This is a genomic window from Streptomyces sp. NPDC046308, assembly GCF_055588065.1.
This window is the reverse complement of the sequence record NZ_JBVJFB010000006.1, coordinates 1-25836: the sequence shown is the minus strand read 5'-3', so window position 1 is coordinate 25836 and position 25836 is coordinate 1. Positions and strand designations below refer to the sequence as shown.

Here is a 25836-nt window from a genome sequence, read left to right as displayed (position 1 = left end):
GGGAGAACGCAATGACGGAAGCGATCCTGCTGGTCGGCGGACAAGGGACGCGCCTGCGTCCGGTGACGGTGAACACGCCGAAGCCGATGGTCCCGACGGCCGGGGTCCCCTTCCTCGCCCACCAGATAGCCAGGGCCGCCGCCGCCGGTGTCACGCACATCGTGATGGCCACCTGCTACCTCGCCGAGGTCTTCGAGCCCTACTTCGGCGACGGCTCCGACTTCGGCCTCACCCTCGAGTACGTCGTCGAGGACGAACCCCTCGGCACCGGCGGCGCCATCCGCAACGCCGGGCGGCGCCTGACGGGCGGTCCGGACTCCTCCGTCCTCGTCTTCAACGGCGACATCCTCACCGGCCTCGACATCGCGGGTCTCGTCGAGGCCCACGAGGCGGCCGACGCCGACGTCTCCCTGCACCTCGTCCGCGTCGAGGACCCGCGCGCCTTCGGCCTGGTCCCCACCGACTCCGAGGGGCGGGTGCTGGCCTTCACCGAGAAGCCGCAGACGCCCGAGGAGATCATCACCGACCAGATCAACGCCGGCTGCTACGTCTTCCGCCGCAGCGTGATCGACGCCATCCCGGCCGGCCGCCCGGTCTCCGTCGAACGCGAGACCTTCCCCGGCCTGCTGGCCTCCGGGGCCAAGCTGCACGGCGTCACCGAGAACACCTACTGGATGGACCTCGGCAAGCCCGAGTCCATCATCCAGGCCTCCGCGGACCTGGTCCGCGGCGTGGTCCCCTCCCCGGCCGTCCCCGGACGCCGCGGCGAGTCCCTCGTGCTGCCGGGCGCCGAAGTGGCGGCCGGAGCCAAGCTGTCGGGGGGCACCGTCGTGGGAGCCGGCGCCCGCGTGGAGGCCGGCGCGGTCGTCCAGGGCAGCATCGTGCTCGACGGGGCGGTGATCGGCCCCGACGCCCAGGTGAGCGCCAGCCTGATCGGCGCCCGCTCCGCCGTCGGCGCGCGGACCGTGCTGGACGGCGCCGTCATCGGCGACGGGGCCGTCGTGGGGGCCGACAACGAACTGCGCGCCGGGGCCCGGGTGTGGTGCGAGGCGCGGCTGCCCGCCGCCGCCATCCGCTTCTCCCCGGACGCCTGAGCGCAGTCCGGGGAGCCGGCGGGCGTCACCGCCGCGGTCAGTTGCCGCGGACGGTGACCTTCTCGTCGTTCTGGATCTGCTTCACCAGCTGCTGCACCTTCGCCTTGTCCCAGACGAGGTTGCCGCCGCGCTGCCCGGAGATCGGCATGTTCATCGACACGCCGTCACCGCCGTTGACGCCCTTCATCGCGAAGAACATCTGGCCCATGTCGTACAGGCCCATGTCCTTGTCCACGATCAGGGTGTCCAGTCCGGCGCCCAGCAGGGGGTACAGGTCGAACGGGTTGAGGACCGTGGACGGGGTCGCCGCCTGGCTCGCCAGCGCCGACAGGAACTTCTGCTGGTTCTTCGTGCGCTGGAGGTCCGACTCGGCGAAGGCGTAGCGGGTCCGTACGAAGGCCAGCGACTGCTCGCCGTTCAGGGTCTGCTTGCCCGCCTTGAAGTCGGCGCCGGACTTCTCGTCCTTGAAGCCCTCCTCGATGTCCAGCTCCACGCCGCCCAGCGCGTCCACGATGTTCGCGAAGCCGGCGAAGCCGATCTCCGCGTAGTGGTCGATGCGCAGACCGGTGTTGTGCTCCACCGTCCGCACGAGCAGCTCCGGGCCGTCCTCCGCGTACGCCGCGTTGAGCTTGACCCGGCGTCCCTGCGCGGGGAACTTCTTGCCGGACTGGGAGCCGACGAAGGACGGGATCTCCACGTCCGAGTCGCGCGGCAGCGAGATCATGGTGTTCCCGCTGGAGCACTTCGCCAGGATCATCATCGAGTCGGTCCGCTTGCCCTCGGCCGAGCCCGTGTGGAGCTTCTTCTTCTCCTCGTCGGACATGCCCTCGCGGCTGTCGGAGCCGACGATGAGGTACGTCGTGCAGTCGCCTTCCTTGGGGCGCTCGATGACCTTGGAGAGGTCGACCTCGCGGCGCACCTTGGAGTCGGCCCAGAAGTAGGTGGAGACCGTCGTCACCAGCAGGGCGGAGACCAGCACGATCGAGCCGATCTTGATCCGCCTGCGCCAGTCCGGGGCGGGGCCGGGCGCGCGGTCGGGACGGCCGGGGCCGGAGGGTCCGCCGGGACCGGCCGGACCGCCCGGGGCGCCGCCGGAGGGCGAACCGTAGACCTGGCCGGTGTTGTAGCCGCTGTCGTAACCGCCGTACGTGTCGTGGCCGCCGGCCTGCTGCGGAGGCACGCCGTACGCGGGCGGCGGGCCCGCCGGGCGCTGCGGGCGCGGGGGCTGCTGCGCGGGCCGCGGGGGCTGCTGCGGCTGCCGCCGGACGTGCTGCATCCGCTGTACGCCCTCGGGCTGCGGCTGGGCGCTGCCGCGCCCGTAGCCGTCGTCACGACCTTCTGGCCAGTCATTCATGCGCCCTAGGATGCCTGCCCGGGCGTGCCGGACGACAGCCCGGGGAGGGATCCGTACCGGGGCTGTTGCAGAGCTGATGCCTCCGGTACGGCTCTAAGGTGTCCGTATGACACAGATACCGGGCGAGCTGCCCGGGAAGCCGACCGCGGCCTCCCGTACGACCCTCAGCCACATCATGACCGCGAACGACACCAACCTCCTCGGCACGGTGCACGGCGGCGTGATCATGAAGCTGGTGGACGACGCGGCGGGCGCCGTGGCCGGGCGCCACTCCGGCGGCCCGGCGGTCACCGCGTCCATGGACGAGATGGCCTTCCTCGCCCCCGTGCGCGTGGGCGACCTCGTCCACGTGAAGGCGCAGTGCAACTGGACCGGCCGCTCCTCCATGGAGATCGGCGTGCGGGTCCTCGCGGAGCGGTGGAACGAGTCCACGCCCGCCACCCAGGTCGGCAGCGCCTACCTCGTCTTCGCGGCCGTGGACGCCGACGGCAAGCCCCGCCAGGTCCCCCCGGTGCTCCCCGAGACGGAACAGGACGAGCGGCGCTACCAGGAGGCCCAGATCCGCCGCACCCACCGGCTCGCCCGCCGCCAGGCGATCATGGCGCTGCGCGAGGAGCGGGCGGCCCAGGGCTTCGACGACTGACGTCCCCACCGCGGGCGGCGGGGCACCCTAGTGCTGTGGCCGGGAAGGTTTGCCGGGTTGCGGCGTCCGGTGCGGTGGATCGCAAGGCGGAGGGCCGCGGCTCGTACTGGACGTACTTGCGCGGTCCGACAACGCGGCGAGGTGCCGTGCCGGGTGTCGCAACCCGGTGAACCTTGCCGGTCACAGCACTAGGTCCCGCAGACCACCTGGTCTCCGCTGACCACGCCGAAGGCGCCCTGGTACGGGTCCTCCGCGCGGACCGGCACCACCTTGCGGTAGTCGGAGCCCGCGATCACCAGCACCGTCCGGCCCTGGCCCGCCACCGCCCGCAGCTGGCTGCCCGGCAGGGCGGTCGCCACCGAGCGGGCGGAGCGGTCCCAGCGCGGGTCGTACGTGATCACCGTGCGCTTGACGTCGCGGCTGGCTCCGTTGCCCGGGGCCCGGGTGGTGTCGAAGCCGGTGGCGCGCAGCGCCGTGTCGACCCGCCCGCCGAGCCCGTCGATCCGCGTCCCGTTCTCCACCTGGACCCGGATCTGCTGCGGGGGCACGTCCACCGGCACCGCCACCGGCCGGCCGGCGCCGGTCTTGCCGGGCCGGGCCGGAGCCAGCGGGCGGTCCTCCCGCAGGGCCTCGAACAGTTTGGCCGCCTTCGGCTCGTCCCATTTCACGGTGGAGCCGATGCCCTTGACGCGGAACGAGGGGTCGCCGATGGGCACCGAGGCGAACTCCGAGGAGGAGGGGGTGAAGTCCCGCATCGCCTGCCCGAGCGCCAGCATCTGCTCCGAGCCGAAGTCCTTGTCGGCCCGCACCGAGCCGAGCAGGGTGGAGCTGACCTCCTTGAACTTGACCGGGTTCAGCAGCACCCCGCCGCCGGTCGCCTGCTTGATCAGGGCGGCGACGAAGCGCTGCTGACGCTGCATCCGGCCCAGGTCGGAGGCCCCGTCCACATGGCGCGAGCGCACGTACTGCAGGGCCTGGCCGCCGCTGAGCCGGTGGGTGCCGGGCAGCAGGTCGAGGCCGGTGTTCGCATCGCGCATGGTCTTGGCCGTGCAGATGTCCACGCCGCCCATCGCGTCGACCGTCTTCATGAAGCTGGTGAAGTCGACCTCCAGGTAGTGGTCGATCTTCACGCGGGTCATGTTCTCGACGGTCCGCACGGTCAGGTTGGGGCCGCCCTCCGCGTACGCCGCGTTCAGCTTCAGGGAGTGGGCCCGGTGCGCCTTGCCGGTGACCAGGTCCCGGTGCGCGGGCACCTCCGCGTAGCTGTCGCGGGGCAGGCTGATGACGCTGGCCCGCTCCCTGTCGGCCGACAGGTGCACCAGCATGACCGTGTCGGTGCAGTGGCAGGGCGCGCCGCCCAGGCGGTACTCGCGCTTCTCCTCCGGGGTGATCTTCTCCCGGCCGTCGGTGCCCACCAGCAGGAAGTTCAGGCCGTGCCCGGCCTGCGGGCGGTTCTTCATGTCCTTGAACGGGTCAACCCGCTCGATCCCGGTGTCCAGGCCGGTCATCACGGCGTGCCCGACGGCCCCGGAGCCCAGGACCACCACCGACAGCCCGGCCGCGAGCCGCACCCCCCACCGGGGGCGCTCGCCCCGACGCCGGGCCGGGCCGCCCACGCCGCCGCCGCGCCGTGCGCGCTGCGGCTGGGACGGCCCGGCGGGACGGGTGGGACGGTGCGGCTGGGGCACGGTGGACACCTCCGCGGGAGCAGCAGGGAGACCGGTCGAGAGACGGGTCGGATTCAGCTGATTCGACAGAACAGTAGGCCCATACGATCAGCGTTTGTCCTTACCGATCACTCGGCGCGCACCCGGTTCCCCCGTACGCGGTAACGTGACACCGATACCCGACCTTGAAGGACCACATGCCCGCCCAGCAGCCCGCAGTCTCGGTGATCATGCCGGTGCTCAATGAGGAGCACTACCTCCGTGATTCCGTCCGCCACATCCTGGAACAGGAGTATGCGGGCGAGATGGAGGTGGTGATCGCACTCGGGCCGTCCACGGACCGCACCGACGAGATCGCCGCCGAACTCGTCGCCGAGGATCCCCGAGTCCACACCGTCCCGAATCCCACCGGCCGGACCCCGGCGGCGCTCAACGCCGCCATCAAGGCGTCGCGTCACCCGATCGTGGTACGCGTCGACGGCCACGGCATGCTCTCGCCGAACTACATCGCCACCGCGGTCCGCCTGCTGGAGGAGACCGGTGCGCAGAACGTCGGCGGCATCATGCACGCCGAGGGCCAGAACGCCTGGGAAGACGCCGTCGCCGCCGCGATGACCTCGAGGATCGGCGTGGGCAACGCCCCGTTCCACACGGGTGGCCAGGCCGGTCCTGCCGAGACCGTCTACCTGGGTGTCTTCCGCCGCGAGGCGCTCGAGCAGCAGCGCGGATACAACGAGGAGTTCATCCGCGCCCAGGACTGGGAGCTGAACTTCCGCATCCGCGAAGCCGGCGGCCTGATCTGGTTCTCCCCGGAGCTGAAGGTCCAGTACCGCCCCAGGCGCTCCGTCAAGGCACTGGCCAAGCAGTACAAGGACTACGGGCGCTGGCGGCACGTGGTGGCCCGCTACCACTCGGGCTCCATCAACCCGCGCTACATGGCCCCGCCGACCCTGGTCTGCGCGCTGGCCGCGGGCGTGGTCGTGGGCGTGGCGGTCACCCCCCTGGGCTTCGCCGTTCCGGCCGGCTACCTGGCGGCGATCGTCGCGGGCTCGATTCCGGCGGGCAAGGGCCTGTCGCCGCGGGCCCGGGCGCAGATCCCCGTCGCCCTGGCGACGATGCACCTGTGCTGGGGCTTCGGCTTCCTGACCAGCCCGCGGGCGCTGGCGAACAAGGTCATCGCGAGCCGCCGCCCGGCCGTGCACCGGGACTCCTCACAGGTCTGACCCGCGCGTCGGGACGTACGGAGGGGCCCGGCGCGGAGGCTGTGTGAACAGCTCCGCGCCGGGCCCCTCCCGCGTGCTCGGCAGGTCCGGGACCCGCTACCAGGTGAAGCCCGGCTGGATCGGCATGCAGGCCTTGTCGTTGTCGCCGTTGAGCGCGTGGGCGGACGTCGGGGCCACCGTCGGCGCGGGCGGCGGCGCGGCCGGCGCGTCGCCGGTCCGCCAGTCCTTGCCGACGAACAGGACGATCCCGGCCACCTGGTCGGACTTCTGCACCGAGGCGGCGGGCAGGCCCAGCGCGGTGGCCACGGCCGCCGCGTCGGCCGCCTGGCCGTCGGTGGCGAAGCGGACCACCGTGGTGTCCTCGGCCCCCGTCTGGGTCTCCGCGCCGGCCTTGGTGAAGCCCTTGGCGGCGAGCAGCGCCGTCACGTCGTTCGCCCGGTTCTTGACCCTGGCCTGGGCGCCGTCCTTGCCGCCCGTGGAGTTGCGGACCCCGACCACGATCTTCGCCGGCGCGGCCGCGGGGGCCGTGGTGGGGGCGGTGGTCGGCTGCTGGGCCGGGGCGGACGGGGCACCGCTCGCGCCCGGCGAGGGGGAGGCGCCGCCCTCCGGGGTGCCGGAGCCCTTGCCGTCGAGCGCGATGTCCTCGCGGACCATCCGGAACAGGTCCTCGGCCTCGCCCGCCATGGGCTCGACGCGTCCGTCCATACCGGGCTTCGTGCTGTAGACCCAGGGCATCGTGGTCATGGTGATGCGCCCCGGCGGGACCTTCTTGAGCTCCATGCTGAGGTCGTACAGCTTGTCGATCTTGTTCAGGCCGGTGTCCACCACCATGGCCTGGATCGCCGCCTGCGCCAGGCTGTTGAGCTTCACCGGGTTGGTGAGCTTGGCGTTCTTGCGGAACTCCCTTGCCATCGAGTTCATGTACTGGTGCTGGGCGTGGGTGCGCCCGATGTCGGTGCCGTCCTCGAAGCCGTAGCGGGTGCGCAGCCACTGCAGGGCCACCTCGCCCTGGATGACGTTCTCGCCCTTCGGCAGCTTCAGGCCCGAGCCCTTGCCGTCACGGGTGCGGGAGTGCACGTTCTGCTCGACGCAGACCGGGACGCCGCCGATGGCGTCCGCCATGGACACCACACCCTTGAAGTCGATCATCATGAAGTGATCGATGGGGATCTTGGTCAGCTCGATCCACGCGGCGACGGTGCAGCCCGGCCCGCCGCGCTGGAGGGACTCGTTCGTCTGGACGAGCCCCTTGCTGGCGGGGTACACCTTGCCGCCCGGCTCGGTGCACTTGGGCATCATCAGCATCGTGTCGCGCGGCATCGAGACCACCGACATGTTGCTGCGGTCGGCGGACAGGTGCAGCAGCATCTGCACGTCCGCGAGGGGCGGGCCGTCGAAGGTGTTCGTGGCCCCGCCCAGCGCCTGGTTCTCCGCGTCGTCGCGCGCGTCGGAGCCGATGAGCAGGATGTTCAGCGGGGTCTGCCCGAAGGCGTTGGGCTTGGAACCGCCCAGTTTGGTCTCGCCGAGGTTCAGCGCGTCCGTCTGGATGCTGCCGTTCAGATGGCGGTAGTAGAGGTATCCGGCCGCCGCGGTCCCGAGTATGAGCAGGGACAGGACGGCGGACACCCAGCGCAGCACGCGCCGCCGCCCCCGCCTGGTGGGGCGCTGGCGGTCGGCCGCACGCCGGGCGGCTCTGGAGCCGCCCCGTGGTGCGGGCACCACGCCGGGCGCGTCCGCCCCGCCACCGGGTATGTCGTCCCCGGCGGCCTGGGCGGTCGCCCCCTCCCCCCGCACGCTGCTGTGCCTCACGCGTCCCCCCTCAAGATCCTGCTTGGTCGTCTGTGTGCCGGTGCGACCGGCTGCGTCCTGCTACTTGGCGCAGATCGCCTTGTCGGCCTGGGCCTGCTGGACGTCCTCGGGAAGCTGCTGCGGGACCGGCGCCCCGAGCGGTGCCCCCGGCTTGTCGAAGTCCGGTCCCAGCGTCAGCTTCATCGGGGCCTTCGCCGCCGCGTCCGCCGTCCCCATCTTCAGCGCGGTGGCCGGCAGCCCCAGGGCGTCCGCGAGCGCCCGGGCCTGGTCGGCCTGGTTGGGCGCGTATTCCAGCTGCGTGGCACCGACCTTCGCCGGGGCGTTGCCCTGGTTGCTGGACTTGGACATCCCCTTGGTGTTCTGCAGCCAGTTCAACGTGGTGGAGGCCGCGCCCGAGGGCCCGCCGCCGTTGTAGACGCTCACCCGTACGTCCGCCGCGGCGGCCCGGTTGCCCTGGAGCAGCGCGTCCTGCTTGGCCTTCGCGTCCGCGTCGGCCGCCTCCTTGGCCGCCTGCTCCTTCTTCTCGACCTCCGTGAGCGAGACGTCCCCCCGGATCATCTGCAGCAGCGGGTCGGCCAGGGACTTCTCGACGACGACGGTCGCCTTCTTGCCCTCCGGTTCGGCCGGGTTGTCCTTCACGGGCAGCGTGGTGAAGGTGACGTTCTTCGTGTCGATGCCCTTCAACTCACCGGCCAGATCGGTGAGTTTGGAGATGGACCCGATCCCCGAGTCCACGCCCAGCGACTTGGTGGCCGCCTCCGCGAGGGACAGGAACTTCTTGGGACTGGTCAGCGTCTCCTTGGACTTCATCTCCCGCATCATCGAACCCAGGAACTGCTGCTGGATCCTGATCCGGTCGAGGTCGCTGTTGTTGCCGAAGCCGTGCCGGGTACGGACGAAGGCCAGGGCCTGCTCGCCCTCCAGCCGGTGCTCGCCGGGGCCCAGCTTGAGGTGCGAACCCTCCTCGTCGTTCACGGCCTTGTCCAGGCACACCGGTACGCCGCCGACCGCCGTGCTCAGCGTCTTGACGGCGTTGAAGTCGGCCATCATGAAGTGGTCGACCTCGATCCCGGTGAGCTCCTTCACCGTGCGCATGGTGCAGCCCGCGTCCCGGCCCTCCTGGCCCAGGCTCGTGTTGAAGCGGGTGTTCCTGACGGGCGGGATCGTCTTCGTCGAACCGTCGGGCTGCTTCGTCGGGCAGGCCGGGATGTTGGTGATCAGGTCGCGGGGGATGGACAGCGCGGTCGCGTTCGTCCGGTCCTTCGAGACGTGGAACAGGATCGTGGTGTCGGCGTGCCCGACGCTGTCCTTGTCCCCGTAGCCCTCGTTGCCGGCGCCACTGCGCTTGTCGGTGCCGATGACCAGGATGTTGATGGGCTGGTCCTTCTTGAAACCGCCCGTGCCCGCTCCCGCGACGTCGGTGACGCTCAGGTTGCCGTTCAGGTGGTCGTAGTACAGGTACGCCGCCGTGGCGCCGCCGACCAGCAGGAGCGCCAGCGTCCCGCTGGTGATCAGCAGCGCCTTCTTGCGGCGTCCGCCGCCACCGCCGCCCTTGCGGGAGCGGCCGCCGCGCCGGCCACCGGGCGGGGCGTCACCGCGGCGGGGCTTCGGTACGCCGGTGGAGGGGGCGGTGGGAGCGGCAGGAGCCGAGGCCGACCTGCGGGGCGCGCCGACCCTGGGACGCGGCTGCGCCTGCGCAGCGGAGTCGCCCAGTTGCAGTTCGTAGTTGCCTGTGCGGGGATTGAGCACCCACTGGTCGGCGGGGTCGATCTCGTCCGCCCGTCCACGGCTTTGCGCATCCACGGTTGCTCGAATCCTCCGTCGGTGCCTCGCGACGCGCCTCCCCCAGGCGCCCGGTCAACGATCCGGCTGCTGGCGCCCGATCTCTGGTCCGGCCGGGCACCGGATCGCTCACCCTATCCGCCCTGTTCGGCCGCAAACCATGCTGGTGACAAATTCCACTCCCCTTATAACGGGGTGAACCGCCCATCCCACTCGGTTCGGTCACCGGCTTTTGGGATTGCTTTACCGGCAGTCGACGTTCTCCGCCGTGGTGCCGGTAAAGGTGGGGACGGGAACGGGGGCTGTCACGGTTCCACCGGTGGCCGTCCCCGCCGTCGTCCCGGCCGTCGTGGCCGGTCCGGTGCCGTCCGTGGGCCCGGGCGTGAGGGCGGGCGGGGGCGTGGCCGAGGGGGTGGCGGGGGCGGCGCCGGAGGAGGTGGGCGCGGGCGTGGCCGAGGGCGCGGGTGTAGTCGAGGGCGTGGCAGTGGGAGTGGTCACGGCCTCCGGCGGGGCCACCGTCACCGGCTGGTCCGTCCGCAACTGCTGGAACAGCCGCGCCGCGTCCGGCTCCGCGAGCTCGTCCCGGTTCGGGTCGGCGGCGTAGGGCCGGCGGGGCACGGTCAGGAACTTCACCTGGTCGGTCGGTATGTCCCGCATCCCGCGCACGAGTTCGTACAGGCCGCGCAGCGAGGCCAGACCGGGGTCCGTGGTCACCGAGGAGGTCGCCGCGTCCAGCAGCGGGTACAGCCGCGCCGGATTCAGCAGCACCCCGTTGCTCTTCACCTTCTTGACGAGCGAGCCGAGGAACTGCTGCTGGCGCTCCATCCGTTCGGTGTCACTGCCGTTGCCCAGGCTGTACCGGGCGCGGACGAAGCCCAGCGCCTGCTCGCCCTGGAGGGTCTGCCGCCCGGCGGTCAGCCTCAGCTTGGCCTCGGAGTCGTTCACCGGCTCCTTGAGGCAGATCTCGACCCCGCCGATGGCGTCGACCATCTTCTTGAACCCGCCGAAGTCGATGACCATGTGGTGGTCGACGCGGATCCCGGTGAGCTCCTCCACCGTACGGATCGTGCAGGCGGCCCCGCCCCACTGGAACGCCCAGTTGAACTGCGCGAACCGGTCGCCGGTGCGGCTCCCGTCCGCCCTCAGGCACGGCGGGATCTCCGTCATCAGGTCCCGCGGTATCGACACCGCCGTCGCGCTCCTGCGGTCCTCCGGCAGGTGCAGCAGGATCGTGGTGTCCGAACGCTCGGTGCCCTGGTCCTGCCCGTACGGGGCGTTCTCCTTGCCGGAGCGCGAGTCCGAGCCGATCAGCAGGATGTTCTGGGAGCCGGTGGCGAGGTGCGCCGGGCGGTCGCGCTCGTAGCGGTCCAGCTCGGCCGCCGCGGACGTGTCCTCGGTGATGTTCCCGTCGAGCTTGTTGTAGAGCCACCAGCCGGTGGCCGCCCCCGCCAGCACCAGGAGGGCCAGCCCGAGGCCGATCCAGCGCAGCAGCCGGCGCCGGTGGTTGCGCGGGAGCCGTCCGGCTCCCGCGGCCCCACCGGTGCCGCCCGGTATGCCTGCGCTGCCCGTCACTGGCGTCCGTCCCCTCGCCGCTACGACCTCAGGCCCGGCCGTACGGGTGAGTGCGGCCACTGCCGATCCTGCCCCCGGGCCACCGGAGCAGCCTGGGGGCGGGGGTCTGTCTAGGGCCGTCCGGGTGACAAATCGCCTGTTCCCGCAGTTGAGCAGTGTGGGTGACGGTCGCGGACACGCTCGCCTTGACGGCGGGGCAGGGACCCCGGACGGGCCGGACGGCCCGGCCCCGGCGGCGCCGGACGGTTTACACGGTGTGGGTGACGCGCTCGCTCTCGGTCCGCTGGGCCAGCGCCTGCGCCGACAGCCGGTCCAGGTTCCGGCACAGCACCACGGACCCGCCCGCGGCCAGCGGGGCGTAGAGCCCGGCCGAGAGCCCGTCCCAGGTGTCGTAGCCGAGCCCGGTCAGCACCCGCGCCTCCGCGCCGAGGCCGAGCTTCGCCGCGTCCTCGCGGGCGCGGGCGGTGAGCGCCGCGTACGAGAGCTCCTCGCCGCCGACCACCAGCCCGGGGCCGTCGGCGTTCACCGGCGCGAAGGGGGCGAAGCGGTCGCCCTGGCCCGGCACCTCCACCGCGTAGTCCGCGTACCCGGGCGGCGGCGCCTGCGGGAAGCGCCCGCCCAGCGGCCGCAGCGCGAGCGCCATCCGCTCGCCCTGGCACGCGAGACCCTGCTCCAGCGTGTCCGGCCCGCTGACGACGAGGTCCGCACCGGCCGGATCGCCGCCGATCTCGGCCACGACCCCGACCGAGGCGCAGGCGAGCAGCCAGACCGCGCTCTGCCAGTGCGCCGGGAGCAGCAGCGCGAGCCGGTCGCCGGGCTCGGCGCCCAGGTCTCCCTGGAGCAGATTGGCGGTCTTGGCCACCCAATTGGCGAAGGTCGCGACGGACAATTCGACGCGCTCGCCGGTGGCGTCGTCGTAGAAGGTGACGAGCGGGCGGCCCGGATCGGCGGCGAGCGCGGATCGCAGCAGGTCGGCAGGGGTGCGGTCAGTGGCGTTCACCCGGCACAGGGTACGCGGGCCCGTCCCCCGTACGGGGGCCGTCGGCTCCACCGTACGGGGGAGGGGTACCCGGCCCGTCATCGGACGCACCGTCAGTTCTCGGATGGCGCCGGGCCGTGCGGGTGCTCACCATCCTTTTCATGCGTGGATTCCTTGCTTCCTCGATCGGCGTCGCGACGGCCGCCGCACTGGCCCTGCCCCTCGCGCTCCCTACTCAGGCCCTGGCCACTCCTTCCACGGGCGCGGTCGCACCCGTGACCCCAGGCGGGTCCACCCAGTCGCTGCCGCTCGTCCCCCTGGGACCCTCGGCGGACCGCACCCCCGGCGTGCCCGGCATGAGCGCCGCGCCCCGCGGGCCCGAGACGCAGGGCCTCGGCGCCCGCGAGGTCAAGACGTTCTCGCTGGTCGGCGTCGTCTGGGACGACGCCGACACCGAACTTCACGGGCGCGTCCAGGTCCGTACCCGCTCCGCCCGGACCGCCACCTGGTCCGACTGGCAGGACGTCGAGATCCACAACGAGCACGCGGCCGACCCCGGCGCGGCGGAACGCACGTCCGGCCGCGTCCGCGGCGCCACCGCCCCGCTGTGGGTCGGCGAGTCCGACGGCGTCGAGGTCCGCGTCCAGGCGGAACCCGGCGGCGCCCCGGCCACCCGCCCGGGATCCCGGCTGCCGTCGGGCCTGCGGATCGAACTCGTCGACCCGGGCGCGGACGCGCCGGTCAGGGCGGCCGACGGCAAGAACGGCGGCCCGGTCGGAGACGACAAGGGCGAGGTGGTCGCCCCGGGCATGACGATGGAGATGGCCGAGGCCTCCGCGGCGAACGTGCCGCACGCCGCGCTCGGCGCCGACGAGATCGCGGAGCTGAACAAGGCCGACTCCACCGCCGACGCCGTCTTCGCGAGCGACGGCGAACTGACCGCGGCCGCCGCCCCGTTCATCGGCCCGCGCCCGCGCATCGTCACCCGCAAGGGATGGGGCGCCGACGAGTCCCTGCGCGAGAAGGCCTTCGTCTACACCAGCACGGTGAAGGCGGCCTTCGTCCACCACAGCGCCTCCGGCAACAACTACGCCTGCAAGGACGCCCCGGCGGTGCTGCGCAGCCTGTACCGCTACCACGTGATCAGCAGCGGCTGGCGCGACCTCGGCTACAACTTCGCCGTCGACAAGTGCGGCACCGTCTACGAGGGCCGCGCGGGCGGCGTCTCCAAGGCGGTGCTCGGCGCCCACACCATGGGCTTCAACACGAACAGCATGGGTGTCGTGGTGCTCGGCACCTACACCTCGGCGGCGCCCCCGGCCGCGGCGGTCGACGCGGTCGCCCGCCTCACGGCCTGGAAGCTCGGCCTCTTCGGCCGCGACCCGCGCGGGAAGACGACCCTGACGTCGGGCGGCGGCAACCGCTACCCCAAGGGCAAGAACGTGTCGATGAACGTCATCTCGGGCCACCGCGACGGCTTCGCCACGGAATGCCCGGGCAAGAAGCTGTACGGCAAGCTCCCGACGACGCGGACGAACTCGGCGAAACTCCAAGGCCGCCCTTAGCCTCCGGCGGCCCGCAGGGGCCGTGCGGGCGGCTCCACCCCCGGGCCGCAGCCCCTGTCCGCCCCCGACGGTCCCACCGCTGCCGGGGCTCCGCCCCGGACCCCCTACGGCGCTCCGCGCCCGCGCCTCAAACGCCGGCGGGGCTGGGAATGCCGCTCCGCGGCCGTCCAGCCTCGTCGGGAGGCACCTTTCAGCGGAGCTCCGCATATTCAGCCCCGCCGGCGTTTGAGGCGCGGGTCCGGGCGGAGCCCGGCGGGGTTCGGGGCTGGCGCTCGGCGGGGCTACGCTCGACGCATGGCCGGCCGCTTCGATCCACTCACCCGTACCGCTGTGCGCGGCGGCCGCACCGACGTCCCCCCGGGCCGGGAGGCCACCGCCACCGCCACCGCCGGCGCCAAAGAACGCCGCTGGACCCCCGCCGGTCCGCTGGACCTCGGCCTGACCCTCGGCCCCCTCAGACGCGGCCCCGCCGACCCCACCTTCCGCACCACCCCCGACGGCTCGGTCTGGCGCACCGCCCGCACCCCGCAGGGCCCGGCCACCCTCCGCGTGGCCCGCGCGGGCGAGCAGGTGCACGCCGAGGCCTGGGGCCCCGGCGCCGACTGGTTCCTCGAACAGCTCCCCGTGCTCCTCGGCGCCGGCGACGACCCCGCCGCCTTCGTCCCCCGCCACCGGCTCGTGCACGCCAGCCACCGCCGCCGTCCGGGCCTGCGGCTCACCCGTACCGGCATGGTCCTGGAGTCCCTGATCCCCACGATCCTGGAGCAGAAGGTCACCTCCGACGAGGCCTACCGCTCCTGGCGCCGCCTCGTGAGGCAGTACGGCGAGCGCGCGCCCGGGCCGCAGGACCTGTACGTCGTGCCCGACGCCCGCACCTGGGCCATGATCCCGTCCTGGGGCTGGCACAAGGCCGGCGTCGATGCCAAGCGCTCCGCCACCATCGTCCGGGCCGCCCGCGTGGCGAACCGCCTGGAGGAGGCCGCCGCCATGGCGCCGGCCGAGGCCGTGCGCAGGCTGGAGGCCGTTCCCGGGATCGGCCCGTGGACCTCCGCCGAAACCCTCCAGCGCAGCAACGGCGACCCCGACGCCGTGACCACCGGCGACCTCCACCTGCCGGGCATCATCGGCTACGCCCTCGTCGGCGACCGCGACACCGACGACGACGCCATGCTGGAGCTCCTCGCCCCGTACGCCGGGCAGCGCCACCGTGCCGCCCGGCTCATCCTCCTCGCGGGCCACGCCCCGCCCCGCCGCACGCCCCGCATGCCGCGCACCGACATCGGCCTGCTCTGACCCGCCGACCCGAAGGCTCAGCGGACCTCGATGTAGTCCTCCGCCGTCCGGGGCGGCCGCCCGGCCGGAGCCGAGGCCGGGTGGCCCACCGCGACCGCCCCCATCGGATCCCAGTCCCGCGGCAGCCCCAGCACCTCCCGCACCACGTCCCGGCAGAACATCGTCGAGGACACCCACGCCGACCCCAGCCGCTCCCCGGCCAGCGCGACCAGCAGGTTCTGCACGCCCGCGCCCATCGCGACCACGAACATCTCCCGCTCCGCCGCGTCCCGCCGGGCGTGCCCGTAGTGGTGCGCGCCGTCGGTCACCAGGCACGGCACCACCAGGTACGGGGCGTTCCGCAGCACGTCCCCGCGCCGCACCCGCTTGGCCACGGACTCCTCGGACTTGCCGTCCGCCCGCAGGTCCGCGATCCAGGCGTCCCGCATCGCGTCCAGCAGTTCGGTCCGCGAGGCCTCGGACTCCAGCAGCACGAACCGCCACGGCGTCGTGTGGTGCGGGGCCGGGGCGGTCACGGCCGCCGCCACCGCCCGCCGGACCGCGCCCGGGTCCACCGGCTCCGCCGTGAAGGCCCGTACGGTACGGCGCTGCGTGACGGCTTCCCGTACCGCCTCCGAGGTGCCGAGCCGGAACATGTCGTCGGCGGGCGTGCGCACCAGGTCCCGTGCCGAGGAGCCCTCGCCCAGCACGTGGGCCAGGCCGCGCACGATGGCCACGGGCAGCCCGGCCGCCTTGCCCTTGACCAGGTCGCCGGCGGCGGCCAGTTCGTCCGCGGTCGCCACCACCGTCGCGCTCAGCGGATTGCCGTGTGCGTCCGTGCCCCCGCGCAGGTCGTCCAGGACCCGCACGCCGGCCGAGCCGATCGCCACGTCGGTGAGTCCGGTGCGCCACGGCCGCCCGAAGGTGTCGGTGACGACCACGCCCACGTCCACGGACAGGGTGTCGCGCACCCCGGCGCGGATCGCGGCGGCCGAGGCGTCGGGGTCCTCGGGCAGCAGCAGCACCGTGCCGGGGGCGGTGTTGGAGGCGTCCACCCCGGCGGCGGCCATCACCAGGCCCTGCCGGTTCTCGACGATGCGCAGGGGGCCGCGGCGCGCGACCACCCGTACGGTCTCCGCGTCTATGGCCGCCTCGCGCGAGTCCGCCTCCACGATCCGGCCCTCGGCCTTGGAGACGATCTTCGACGTGACGAGCAGGACGTCCCCGTCGCGCAGGTCGGGCGCGGCCGTCGTGATCAGCTTCGCCAGGTCGTCGCCCGGCCTGACCTCCGGCATCCCGCCGACGGCCCGCACCTCGTACGAGGGCGGGCGCTGCGTGGTCGGCTCCGTCACCGGGAGGCCTCCGCCAGCTCCAGCGCGGCCCGGGCCATCTCCGCGGTGGCCTCCAGGTCGGTCATCATCAGCGGTACCGCGCGGCAGGTGATGCCGGCGGCCTCCACCTCGGCGACGGCGTCCGCGTCGGCGGTGTCCACCAGCCAGCCGTCGAGCAGCCCGGTCCCGTAGTGCAGGGCGACGGCCGCGGCCGTCGCCTCGACGCCGACCGCGGCCAGCACCTTGTCGGCCATCCCGCGCACGGGCGCGCCCCCGACGATGGGGGACAGGCCGATCACGGGCGCCCCGGCGGTGGCGACGGCCTCCCGGATGCCGGGCACGGAGAGGATCGTCCCGACCGAGACCACGGGGTTCGAGGGCGGGAAGAGGATCACGTCGGCGGCGGCGATGGCCTCCAGCACGCCGGGCGCGGGCTTGGCCTGCTCGGCGCCGACGGGTACGACGGCCTCCGCGTCCACCGCGGCGCGCAGCCGGACCCAGTACTCCTGGAAGTGGATGACCCGTCGCTCTCCCGTCCCCGCCTCGGTGATCGCGACGTGGGTCTCGACGCGGTCGTCGGACATGGGCAGCAGCCGCACTCCGGGCTGCCAGCGGTCGCAGAGGGCCTCGGTGACGGCGCTCAGCGGGTAGCCCGCGCCGAGCATCTGCGTACGGACGATGTGGGTGGCGAAGTCGCGGTCGCCGAGGCCGAACCAGGTGGGGCCGACCCCGTACGCCGCGAGCTCGTCCTTGACGGTGAAGGACTCGTCGGTGCGGCCCCAGCCCTGCTCCTCGTTGATGCCACCGCCGAGGGTGTACATCACCGTGTCGAGGTCGGGGCACACCTTGAGCCCGAACAGGTGGATGTCGTCACCGGTGTTGCCGATGACCGTGATGTCCGCGTCGGGCACTGCCGACTTGAGTCCGCGAAGGAACCGGGCGCCGCCTATACCGCCGGCCAGAACAACAATGCGCATGCGGACAGTCTGTCAGCGGTGCGGCGGGCGGGTCAGGCGGGTACGGACTCGGACTCGGCCGGGGAGCAGCTGTGCATCGGCATCTCGGTCAGGCCGGGGAAGTACACGTGCAGGCTGACCGCGCCGTCGAGGGTGTCGTTGACGACCTCGTGCGCGAAGCCGGGGGCGAGGACGCGCTGGGTTCCGGGGCGGTGGGTGAGCCGTCCGCGTGAGGTGTGCTCGGTGAGCTCGCCCTCGAGCACGGTCAGGACCCCGGAGGAGGCGCCGTGGTCGTGCGGGCCGCTGCCCTGGCCGGGGACCCAGCTGAGCAGCCAGACCTCGTAGCCGGGGCCGGTGCGCAGCCGGTGGTACCAGCGGGTGGTGGCGTCGTACCGGACGAGGTGCTGCCAGGAGGCGCGGTCCTCGGCGATGGAGCGGGCGAGGCCGACGAACTCGGCGACGGTCGCCGGGTGTTCCCGGGCGGGCTGGAGGAGGTGCTGGACGGCGAGGATGTCGCCGGCGATCTGCAGGTCGCTCTCGACGGGCGCCGCGGTCGCCGAGGGCGCGGTCACGGGAGCGGCAGGGGCGGCGGTGGGGGTGGCGCTGTACGTGCTGTTCATCGTGGGGGTTACCTCGACGGATGTCAGTCGTGCTGGCGGTTGCTGTGGGGGCGGGCCGGAGCTCACGGGAGCCGGGGCTCCGGGGGCATCAACAGCTGCAACAGCAACAGCGAACCTGGGCAGCGCACAGGAACCCACGAATGGGGGTCCGGGTGGCGGCTGCGGGCGCTGACATGCGAACAAGGAGAACGGTTCGGAGGTCGGACTGTCAACCCAATGTCCGGTTTGGCGTAAATGTTTCACCTCATCCGGTTGCTGTGCGCGGAGAAAGGTTTGTGCAATCCACGCCAGGGGATGTGGCGCTGTGTGAGGGCTCAAACCCAACCCGTCATCTCGTGACCGGAATGTGATCTACGCCGCTTCTCCCGGCAGGTCGCAACCCCGCCTCCAGTGGGCACGTGGATAACGGGTGAAGGGGGAAGTCTCGCGACACCCGATGCATGTGTCACGATTTTTGGCGATTTGAACACTTTCTGCATACGCTTGGTTCCGCAGAGTGAATAAGGGGCCCAATAGCAGATCCCGGCTTGACTGCTCCGGAGCCACGCACTTGTAATTTCACTCGTGTCGTTACGTAGCGATCAGTAACGGCATCACCACGGGGACGCACAGACAGAGCGAGGGGCGCACATGACCGAGCTGTTTCAGGAACTGCTGGTCGAGGAGGCGGACGAAGAGCTCGGATGGCAGGAGCGCGCTCTGTGCGCCCAGACCGACCCCGAGTCCTTCTTCCCCGAGAAGGGCGGCTCCACCCGCGAGGCCAAGAAGGTCTGCCTCGCCTGCGAAGTCCGCTCCGAATGCCTCGAGTACGCCCTCGCCAACGACGAGCGATTCGGCATCTGGGGCGGTCTGTCCGAGCGCGAGCGCCGCCGGCTGAAAAAGGCAGCGGTCTGAAACGGCCGGGGCACCACCGACCCGGCACCCACCGCACAACGCACGACATATCGAACGCGCGAAAGACATCACACAGAGCACGGCAAACGGTCCGCCTCCTGCACCTTCCCCGCAGGAGGCGGACCGTTGTCTTGCCAGCCGTTAGGGTGGGGCGCTGTCCAGCAGCCTCCGAGGGCACACCACCCCCGGACCCTCCCCCCGGCCCCGGCCGGAGGGACCCCCAGGCCGGAGGGCCAGTAGCGCGATGTCCCTGCACAGCCAGTCGGCGGCCTCCCACCAGGCCCCCGCCACACCCGAGTTCCCCCGGCACGTGGTCACCGCGGTCCTCGTCGCCCACGACGGCGCCCGCTGGCTGCCCCGGACACTCGCCGGCCTCCTCGGCCAGGAACGCCCCGCGCAGAACCACGTCGCCGCCGACACCGGCAGCGCCGACGAATCCGCGCGGCTGCTCACCGAGGCCCTGGGCGACGACCGCGTCCTGCACCTCGCCCGCCGCACCGGATTCGGCACGGCCGTGGACGAAGCCGCCCGGAGCGCGGGCACCCTGACCCCCGAGGACCTCCCGTACCTCAAGCGCCCCAGCGGCTGGGATCCCGTCAGCCGCACCTGGCGCGACGACACGTACGACCTCCCCGAACTCCCCCACGGCGAACCGGTCCAGTGGCTCTGGCTCCTGCACGACGACAGCGCCCCTGAACCCGACGCCCTCACCGAACTGCTCCGCGTCGCCGAGGAGAACCCCGACGCCGCCGTCATCGGCCCCAAACTGCGCGGCTGGTACGACAAGAAGCAGCTCCTCGAAGCCGGCGTCACCATCGCCCGCAGCGGCCGCCGCTGGACCGGACTCGACCGCCGGGAACAGGACCAGGGCCAGCACGACCAGGTCCGCCCCGTCCTGTCCGTCTCCACCGCCGGCATGCTGGTCCGCCGCGACGTCTACGACGACCTCGGCGGCTTCGACCGCCGCCTGCCCCTGATGCGCGACGACGTCGACCTGTGCTGGCGCGCCCAGAGCGCCGGCCACACCGTCCTCGTCGCCCCCGACGCCGTCCTGCGCCACGCCGAGGCCGCCGCCCGCGAACGCCGCACCGTCGACTGCGCCGGCCGCACCGCGGCCGGCCCGCACCGCGTCGACAAGGCCGGCGCCGTCTACACCATCCTCGCCAACAGCTCCGGCCGCGCCCTGCCCTACGTCCTGCTGCGCGTCCTCCTCGGCACCGTCCTGCGCACCCTCGCCTACCTCATCGGCAAGGCCCCCGGCCAGGCCGTCGACGAGATCACCGGCCTCCTCGCCACCCTGCTGCGCCCCGGCCGGATCCTCGCCGCCCGCAAGGCCCGCCGCCGCCCCGCCGTCCCCGCCGCCGACCTGCGCCCGCTCTTCCCCCCGCCGGGAGCCTCCCTGCGGGCCAACGCGGAACAGCTCGCCGGCTACTTCGGCGGCGACCGCGACACCGACGTCGCCCCCGCCGGCCGGCACGGCGGAGGCAGCATCCTGACCGCCCCCGGCGAGGACGGCGACTACGCCGTGGCCGAGGAACGCTTCGCCCGCCTCAAGCGGATCGCCCGCAACCCCGCGCCGTTCCTCTTCGGCCTCCTCCTGCTCGTCTCCCTCGCCGCCTGCCGCGGCCTCCTCGTCGGCGGCTCCCTCATGGGCGGCGCCCTGCTGCCCGCCCCCGACAGCGGCCCCGACCTCTGGCGTGCCTACACCGACGGCTGGCAGGCCGTCGGCACCGGCTCCACCGCCTCCGCGCCCCCCTACCTCGCCGTCCTCGGCGCCCTCGCCACCCTGCTGTTCGGCTCCACCCAGGCCGCACTGACCCTGCTGCTCGTCGGATCCGTCCCGCTCGCCGGCCTCACCGCCTACTTCGCCTCCCGGCCGCTCGTGGAGTCCCGACTGCTGCGCGCCTGGGCCGCCATCGCCTACGCCTTCCTCCCCGCCGTCACCGGAGCCCTCGCCGGCGGCCGCCTCGGCACCGCCGTCCTCGCCGTCGTGCTGCCGCTCATCGCCCGCTCCGCCGTCGCCGCCTTCGCCCTCGGCGGCGGCGATTCGACCGCCGACAAGCGCGGCAGCTGGCGCGCGGTGTGGACGTACACGCTCCTGCTGACCCTGGCCACCGCCTTCACCCCCGTGCTCTGGCCGCTCGCCGCCGTCCTCGGGACCGCCGCACTCGTCCTGCGCCGCGCGCACTGGAAGGCGTACGGCCCCCGGCTGCTCGCCACCCTCGCCGTCCCGCTGCTGGTGCTCGCCCCCTGGTCGATCGGCCTGCTCACGCACCCCGGCCGCCTCCTCCAAGAGGCCGGACTGCCCTACGGAACCGGCGCAGCCGGCGCCCTCGACCTGCTCGGCATCAACCCCGGCGGCCCCGGCACCGGCGCCGGCCTGCTGCTCGCCGGCATCGTCCTCGCCGCGCTGGCCGCCCTGCTGCGCACCGATCGCCGGTTCGCCGTCCGCACCGCCTGGGCCGCCGCCCTGGCCGCGCTGCTCTTCGCCGTCCTCGCCAACCGGACCGCCTGGGCCGGCCCCGCCACCCTCGTCTACGGACTCGCCCTGCTCGCGGCCGCCGCGCTCGGCGCGGACGGCGCCAAGGAGCGAGTCGCCGCGCGCAGCTTCGGCTGGCGCCAGCCGCTGGCGGCGCTCATCGCCCTCGCGGCCGCCGCGGGCCCGCTGGTCGCCGCCGCCACCTGGATGATCGCCGGCGCCGACGGGCCGCTGGAGCGCCGCGACCCCGTTCAGGTCCCGGCCTTCGTCGCGGACGCGGGCGGCGACGACAACCAGACCCGCACCCTGATCCTCGCCCTGGACCCGCCCGCCACCGTCTCCTACAGCCTCGTCCGCGGCTCCGGCGGCCGCCTCGGCGACGCCGAGATCACCGCCCGGACCGGCGGCGACCCCCGCCTCGACAAGGTCGTCTCCAACCTGGTCGCCGGCTCCGGCGCCGACCAGTCCAGCCAGCTGAGCGCCTACGCCATCCGCTTCGTGATGTTCCGCCCCGGCGGCCCCGAAGAGGTCCGCCGCGTCCTCGACGCCACCCCGGGCCTGAGCCGGCGCCACCAGCAGGACGGCACCTCACTGTGGGGCGTCGAGCCCTGGCTGCCCCGCGCCGTCATCATCTCCGGCAAGCAGGGCGAGGCCCCGATCCCGGTCGCCGCCGGACCCGTCGAGGCCCACGGAAAGATCCCCTCCGGCGAGGCCGGCCGCGTCCTGCGCATCGCCGACCGCGCCGACGCCGGCTGGCAGGCCACCCTCGACGGCAAGCCCCTCAAGGCCAAGACCCTCGACGGCTGGGCCCAGGGCTTCGAACTGCCCGCCGCCGGCGGCCGCCTCGACCTCGTCCACGAGGACTCCCTCCTGCAGAGCGCCTGGTACTGGGCGCAGGGCCTCCTCGCCCTGGTCCTGCTGGTGATGGCCCTGCCGGGCCGCCGCGCCCAGCTCGACGACGACCTGCCCGAGGAGGAGGCCGCGATCCCGTCCCAGCCCGGCCCGGGCGAGGCCGGCGAGGGCCGCCGCGCCCGCCGGCTGCGCGCCGAGGCCGAGCCCGCCCCCGTACCGGTGGAGACCGCCGCGGTCGCCGACCCGTACGCGCAGATCCCGGCGCAGCCGGTCTACGGCGAGGAGGCGTACGCCTACCAGCCCTACGGCGACCAGGGCGGCTACGCCTACGAACCGCAGTCCCAGCAGCCGATCCCGTACGAGCAGTACCCGGGATACGACCAGCAGGGCCAGCAGGGGCAGCAGGACCCGCAGGGATACCAGGGCCAACCGGGACAGCAGGCCTACGAGGCCCCGTACCCGCAGCAGTACCCGTACGGCGAGGCGCAGTACGACCAGTACGACCCCCAGGCACCGTACGACCCCCACGCACCGCACGACCCGCGTCCTGACGGGAGCCCCCAGCAGTGAAGCAGCGCGCACCCCTGACGCTGGCCGCCGTGACCGCGGCGCTGGCCGCCCTCACCGGCATCGCCGCCCTCACCGCCCCCGCCGCCGACGGCAGGACCGCCGACGGCAAGGCGGCGGCCGCGGCCCGGATGCCGGTGGAGCGGTCCCTGCTGGTGTGCCCGGGGCCCAGCTCCTCGGACATCGCGGAGACCACGTACGCCTCCTTCACGCCCGGCGCCCCCGCCGGAGACGGCAAGGGCTCGGCCCGGCTGCTCGGCGCGACCAAGGACGCCAAGCCGGTCCTGGAGGCCAAGGAACCCGGCAAGCCCGTCGGAGCCACCGCCAACGGCGCCGACGCGCCCGCCCTCACCGGCAGCGCCGACGGGCTCCTCGCCCCCGGCTGGACGGCGCAGCTGACCACCAAGGTCTCGGTCGGCCGCGCCCGCGGCGTGCTCGGCGTCGGCTGCACCGCGCCCGGCACCGACTTCTGGTTCCCCGCGGTGAGCACGGCCAAGGGCCGCGAGGACTACGTCCACCTCACCAACCCCGACGACGCCGCGGCCATCGTCGACATCAAGCTCTTCGGCCCGGACGGACTGGCCAAGCCCGAGGGCGGCACCAGCGAGAACATCCGCGTCGACCCCAAGTCCACGAAGACCGTCCTGCTCTCCTCCCTCGTCCCGGGCGCCCAGCTCGCCGACGCCACCGCCCACGTGACGACCCGCGCGGGCCGGGTGGGCGCCTCGGTGCAGGTCGCCGAGGAGGGCGTCGGCGCGGACTGGCTGCCGGCCGCCACGGACCCGGCGGGCTCGCTGGTGCTGCCGGGCATCCCGGCCGACGCCTCCTCCGTACGGCTCGTGGCCTTCGTACCGGGCGAGGAGGACGCGGACCTGAAGGTGCGCCTGGCGGCTCCCGGCGGCGCGATCAGCCCGGCCGGCAGTGAACAACTGCACGTCAAGGCCGGTATGACGGCCGTCCTGGACCTCAAGGACCTGACCCGCGGCGAGCCCGGTTCGCTGCTGCTGGGCCCGGTCGACGCCAAGAAGGCCGCCCCGGTCGTCGCCGCGGTACGGGTGGTCCGCGGCAGCGGCGCCAAGCAGGAGCTCGGCTTCGTCCCGGCCGCCGGACCGGTCGGGACCCGGGCGACCGTGGCCGACAACCGGCCCGACGAGAACACGACCCTGCTGTCGCTGACCGCCCCCACCGCGGACGCCAAGGTCAAGGTGACGGCCTCGCCGGGCACCGGCGGCGGCGAGCCGGCCTCCCAGGAGGTCACGGTCAAGGCGGGCACCACACAGACGCTGACCCTGGCCCCGGCCGGCGGCAAGGGCTCCTACGCGCTCACCGTCGAGACCCTCTCGGGCGGCCCGGTCCACGCGGCCCGCACGCTGTCCCTCCCCGCCGAGGGCATCGCGATGTTCACCGTGCAGACCCTCTCGGACGACCACTCCACGGTCGCCGTCCCCCGGGCCGCCCAGGACCTCTCGGTCCTCACCAGGTAACCCGGCCCAGCCGGACGGCCGGGCCGGACGGCTCCACCGGACGCCGAGGCGGGGACCCATGGGGGTCCCCGCCTCCGTCAGTCCTGCCCGTACCGCGGATCCACGGTCTCGGGCGACAGCCCCAGCAGCTCCGCCACCTGCTCCACCACGATCTCGTGGACCAGCATCGCCTTCTCGTCCCGCGTCTTCGTACGGATCTCCACCGGCCGCCGGAAGACCACGACCCGGGCCGGCCGCCCTTCACGGGACTCCGACACCGCACCGAGCGGCACCGCCTCGTCGTTCCAGCCGCCGTCCGCGCCACCCGGCGGACCGGGGACGTCACCGACGAGGAACTCCACCTCGGCCAGCTGCGGCCAGCGCCGCTCCAGCCGCTCCACGGAGTCCCGTACGAGGTCCCCGAACAGCTCCGCCCGGCTCGCCGCCAGCGGCACCTGAGGAGGGGCCACCGGCCCGCGCATCCCGCGTCCGTGCCGGTCCCGCCGGCGCGGACGCGGCTCGGTGGGGGCCCCTGCGGGGGGCTCGCCGGGGCAGGGAGGCAAAGGGGTGTCCATCACCCCCGCAGGGTAGCCCCGAGCACGACACGGGGGAGTGAGCGGTGGTGGAGTCGTCGCGGCCCGGTCAAGAGTGCGGTACCGTCCAACGTCGTGAGCCTTGTACGTCGCTGTTCGCGCACCGCGTGCGGCCGCCCTGCCGTCGCGACACTGACGTACGTCTACGCCGATTCGACCGCAGTTCTCGGCCCGCTCGCCACCTACGCCGAACCCCATTGCTACGACCTGTGTGCCGAGCACTCGGAGCGCCTGACCGCCCCGCGCGGCTGGGACGTCGTCCGCCTGTCCGACGGCTCCGGGCCGTCCCGCCCCAGCGGCGACGACCTCGAAGCCCTCGCCAACGCGGTCCGCGAAGCCGCCCGCCCGCCCGGGCGCGCGGCCGAGGCCGGCGGCTCCGGCCAGGGCCGCCCGGCCACCGGCGAGACCCGTCGCGGACACCTGCGCGTCCTGAGATCGCCCGACTCCTGACGCCCCGTTCGTCTCGGAAGGCGCTCCCGGTTCAGGGTAGGTTTGCCGAACCGGACAGAACCTCAGGAGGGCAGGCAGTGGCCGCAGATCTTTCGAACATCGTCAAGGCGTATGACGTGCGTGGTGTCGTGCCGGACGAGTGGGACGAGTCGTTGGCGGAGCTGTTCGGTGGTGCGTTCGTGGAGGTGACGGGTGCTTCGGCGATCGTGATCGGTCATGACATGCGGCCGTCGTCGCCGGGTCTGTCGGCGGCGTTCGCGCGGGGTGCGGCGGCGCGTGGGGTGGATGTGACGTTGATCGGTCTGTGTTCGACGGATCAGCTGTACTACGCGTCGGGTTCGCTGGGGTTGCCGGGTGCGATGTTCACGGCGTCGCACAATCCGGCGCGGTACAACGGCATCAAGCTGTGTCGTGCGGGTGCGGCTCCGGTGGGTCAGGACACGGGTCTGTCGCAGATCCGTGAGCTGGTGGAGCGGTGGTCGCGGGAGGGTGCGCCGGCGGTGGCCGAGGGCACGGTGGCGGGCACGATCGGGGAGCTGGACAGCCTGCCGGGGTATGCGGCGCATCTGCGGGGTCTGGTGGACCTGTCGGGGATCCGTCCGCTGAAGGTGGTGGTGGACGCGGGCAACGGCATGGGCGGTCACACCGTGCCGACGGTGTTCGAGGGTCTG

General features: G+C 73.2%; 20 protein-coding genes. 10 read left to right on the top strand and 10 right to left on the bottom strand.

The annotated features are described in order from the left end of the window. Positions 1-11 precede the first annotated feature (11 nt). Positions 12-1094: a mannose-1-phosphate guanylyltransferase gene (gene manB, locus ACZ6JT_RS23620; protein WP_469212609.1), complete on the top strand. Its 1083-nt coding sequence runs from the start codon at positions 12-14 to the stop codon at positions 1092-1094. 37 nt (positions 1095-1131) lie between these two features. Here manB and ACZ6JT_RS23615 read toward each other — a convergent pair whose 3' ends face one another. Next, positions 1132-2448, bottom strand: coding sequence for an LCP family protein (locus ACZ6JT_RS23615; protein ID WP_469212608.1), 1317 nt, complete (start codon positions 2446-2448; stop codon positions 1132-1134). A gap of 106 nt (positions 2449-2554) precedes the next feature. On the opposite strand from ACZ6JT_RS23615, the gene ACZ6JT_RS23610 reads away from it, so the two are divergent. After that, the gene (locus ACZ6JT_RS23610) at positions 2555-3091 is read left to right on the top strand and encodes an acyl-CoA thioesterase (RefSeq protein ID WP_030659854.1); all 537 of its coding nucleotides are present in this window, start codon (positions 2555-2557) and stop codon (positions 3089-3091) included. A gap of 188 nt (positions 3092-3279) precedes the next feature. Here the strand turns inward: ACZ6JT_RS23610 and ACZ6JT_RS23605 are convergent, their stop codons facing one another. After that, positions 3280-4779 carry an LCP family protein gene (locus ACZ6JT_RS23605; RefSeq protein WP_469212606.1) on the bottom strand — a complete coding sequence of 500 codons (1500 nt, stop codon included), beginning with the start codon at positions 4777-4779 and terminating at the stop codon, positions 3280-3282. 176 nt (positions 4780-4955) lie between these two features. Between ACZ6JT_RS23605 and ACZ6JT_RS23600 the strand changes: the two genes are divergently transcribed. Continuing rightward, positions 4956-5981: a glycosyltransferase family 2 protein gene (locus ACZ6JT_RS23600; protein ID WP_469212604.1), complete on the top strand. Its 1026-nt coding sequence runs from the start codon at positions 4956-4958 to the stop codon at positions 5979-5981. Between the two features lie 96 nt (positions 5982-6077). Here ACZ6JT_RS23600 and ACZ6JT_RS23595 read toward each other — a convergent pair whose 3' ends face one another. From ACZ6JT_RS23595 to ACZ6JT_RS23580, 4 genes are all read right to left on the bottom strand, one after another. Next, positions 6078-7790, bottom strand: coding sequence for an LCP family protein (locus ACZ6JT_RS23595; RefSeq protein WP_469212602.1), 1713 nt, complete (start codon positions 7788-7790; stop codon positions 6078-6080). Positions 7791-7850: 60 nt separating this feature from the next. Next, on the bottom strand, positions 7851-9593 hold the full coding sequence (locus ACZ6JT_RS23590) for an LCP family protein (RefSeq protein ID WP_469212601.1): 1743 nt from the start codon (positions 9591-9593) through the stop codon (positions 7851-7853). A gap of 222 nt (positions 9594-9815) precedes the next feature. Continuing rightward, on the bottom strand, positions 9816-11144 hold the full coding sequence (locus ACZ6JT_RS23585; RefSeq protein ID WP_469212599.1) for an LCP family protein: 1329 nt from the start codon (positions 11142-11144) through the stop codon (positions 9816-9818). 247 nt (positions 11145-11391) lie between these two features. Further along, on the bottom strand, positions 11392-12144 hold the full coding sequence (locus ACZ6JT_RS23580; RefSeq protein WP_469212597.1) for a TIGR03089 family protein: 753 nt from the start codon (positions 12142-12144) through the stop codon (positions 11392-11394). Between the two features lie 140 nt (positions 12145-12284). Between ACZ6JT_RS23580 and ACZ6JT_RS23575 the strand changes: the two genes are divergently transcribed. After that, a complete protein-coding gene (locus ACZ6JT_RS23575; protein ID WP_469212595.1) occupies positions 12285-13688 on the top strand; it encodes a peptidoglycan recognition protein family protein in 1404 nt (467 codons plus the stop codon). A 294-nt stretch (positions 13689-13982) separates the two neighbouring features. Next, positions 13983-14981, top strand: coding sequence for a DNA-3-methyladenine glycosylase family protein (locus ACZ6JT_RS23570; protein ID WP_469212593.1), 999 nt, complete (start codon positions 13983-13985; stop codon positions 14979-14981). A 17-nt stretch (positions 14982-14998) separates the two neighbouring features. On the opposite strand, the gene ACZ6JT_RS23565 is transcribed toward ACZ6JT_RS23570, so the two are convergent. Genes ACZ6JT_RS23565 through ACZ6JT_RS23555 form a run of 3 tightly spaced genes read right to left on the bottom strand, consistent with a single transcriptional unit; the run spans position 14999 to position 17867 of the window. Further along, on the bottom strand, positions 14999-16312 hold the full coding sequence (locus ACZ6JT_RS23565; protein ID WP_469212591.1) for a coenzyme F420-0:L-glutamate ligase: 1314 nt from the start codon (positions 16310-16312) through the stop codon (positions 14999-15001). Beyond that, positions 16309-17268: a 2-phospho-L-lactate transferase gene (gene cofD / locus ACZ6JT_RS23560; protein ID WP_469212589.1), complete on the bottom strand. Its 960-nt coding sequence runs from the start codon at positions 17266-17268 to the stop codon at positions 16309-16311. The genes ACZ6JT_RS23565 and cofD overlap by 4 nt, the downstream gene beginning before the upstream one ends. A gap of 32 nt (positions 17269-17300) precedes the next feature. Beyond that, the gene (locus ACZ6JT_RS23555) at positions 17301-17867 is read right to left on the bottom strand and encodes a cysteine dioxygenase (RefSeq protein WP_469212587.1); all 567 of its coding nucleotides are present in this window, start codon (positions 17865-17867) and stop codon (positions 17301-17303) included. Between the two features lie 630 nt (positions 17868-18497). Between ACZ6JT_RS23555 and ACZ6JT_RS23550 the strand changes: the two genes are divergently transcribed. From ACZ6JT_RS23550 to ACZ6JT_RS23540, 3 genes are all read left to right on the top strand, one after another. Further along, the gene (locus tag ACZ6JT_RS23550) at positions 18498-18761 is read left to right on the top strand and encodes a WhiB family transcriptional regulator (protein WP_003983763.1); all 264 of its coding nucleotides are present in this window, start codon (positions 18498-18500) and stop codon (positions 18759-18761) included. Positions 18762-19005: 244 nt separating this feature from the next. Then, the gene (locus tag ACZ6JT_RS23545; protein ID WP_469212585.1) at positions 19006-22662 is read left to right on the top strand and encodes a glycosyltransferase family 2 protein; all 3657 of its coding nucleotides are present in this window, start codon (positions 19006-19008) and stop codon (positions 22660-22662) included. Further along, positions 22659-24143 carry a DUF5719 family protein gene (locus ACZ6JT_RS23540; protein WP_469212583.1) on the top strand — a complete coding sequence of 495 codons (1485 nt, stop codon included), beginning with the start codon at positions 22659-22661 and terminating at the stop codon, positions 24141-24143. The genes ACZ6JT_RS23545 and ACZ6JT_RS23540 overlap by 4 nt, the downstream gene beginning before the upstream one ends. Positions 24144-24220: 77 nt before the next feature. Here the strand turns inward: ACZ6JT_RS23540 and ACZ6JT_RS23535 are convergent, their stop codons facing one another. Beyond that, complete coding sequence (locus tag ACZ6JT_RS23535) at positions 24221-24697, bottom strand: metallopeptidase family protein (RefSeq protein ID WP_078893109.1); 477 nt, start codon at positions 24695-24697, stop codon at positions 24221-24223. A 93-nt stretch (positions 24698-24790) separates the two neighbouring features. Here ACZ6JT_RS23535 and ACZ6JT_RS23530 point away from each other — a divergent pair, with 93 nt between their 5' ends. Both ACZ6JT_RS23530 and ACZ6JT_RS23525 read left to right on the top strand, forming a co-directional pair. After that, on the top strand, positions 24791-25165 hold the full coding sequence (locus tag ACZ6JT_RS23530; protein WP_030716567.1) for a DUF3499 domain-containing protein: 375 nt from the start codon (positions 24791-24793) through the stop codon (positions 25163-25165). 77 nt (positions 25166-25242) lie between these two features. Further along, positions 25243-25836, top strand: a 594-nt coding sequence (locus tag ACZ6JT_RS23525; protein WP_469212581.1) for a phosphohexomutase domain-containing protein, incomplete at its 3' end; no start/stop codon positions are given.

Excerpts from the sequence above, each read along its gene's own strand:
- ACZ6JT_RS23615 (WP_469212608.1), bottom strand. The coding sequence starts at position 2,448 with ATGAATGACTGGCCAGAAGGTCGTGACGACGGCTACGGGCGCGGCAGC.
- ACZ6JT_RS23610 (WP_030659854.1), top strand. The coding sequence starts at position 2,555 with ATGACACAGATACCGGGCGAGCTGCCCGGGAAGCCGACCGCGGCCTCC.
- ACZ6JT_RS23555 (WP_469212587.1), bottom strand. The coding sequence starts at position 17,867 with ATGAACAGCACGTACAGCGCCACCCCCACCGCCGCCCCTGCCGCTCCC.
- cofD (WP_469212589.1), bottom strand. The coding sequence starts at position 17,268 with ATGCGCATTGTTGTTCTGGCCGGCGGTATAGGCGGCGCCCGGTTCCTT.
- manB (WP_469212609.1), top strand. The coding sequence starts at position 12 with ATGACGGAAGCGATCCTGCTGGTCGGCGGACAAGGGACGCGCCTGCGT.
- ACZ6JT_RS23575 (WP_469212595.1), top strand. The coding sequence starts at position 12,285 with ATGCGTGGATTCCTTGCTTCCTCGATCGGCGTCGCGACGGCCGCCGCA.
- ACZ6JT_RS23600 (WP_469212604.1), top strand. The coding sequence starts at position 4,956 with ATGCCCGCCCAGCAGCCCGCAGTCTCGGTGATCATGCCGGTGCTCAAT.
- ACZ6JT_RS23535 (WP_078893109.1), bottom strand. The coding sequence starts at position 24,697 with ATGGACACCCCTTTGCCTCCCTGCCCCGGCGAGCCCCCCGCAGGGGCC.
- ACZ6JT_RS23570 (WP_469212593.1), top strand. The coding sequence starts at position 13,983 with ATGGCCGGCCGCTTCGATCCACTCACCCGTACCGCTGTGCGCGGCGGC.
- ACZ6JT_RS23550 (WP_003983763.1), top strand. The coding sequence starts at position 18,498 with ATGACCGAGCTGTTTCAGGAACTGCTGGTCGAGGAGGCGGACGAAGAG.
- ACZ6JT_RS23545 (WP_469212585.1), top strand. The coding sequence starts at position 19,006 with ATGTCCCTGCACAGCCAGTCGGCGGCCTCCCACCAGGCCCCCGCCACA.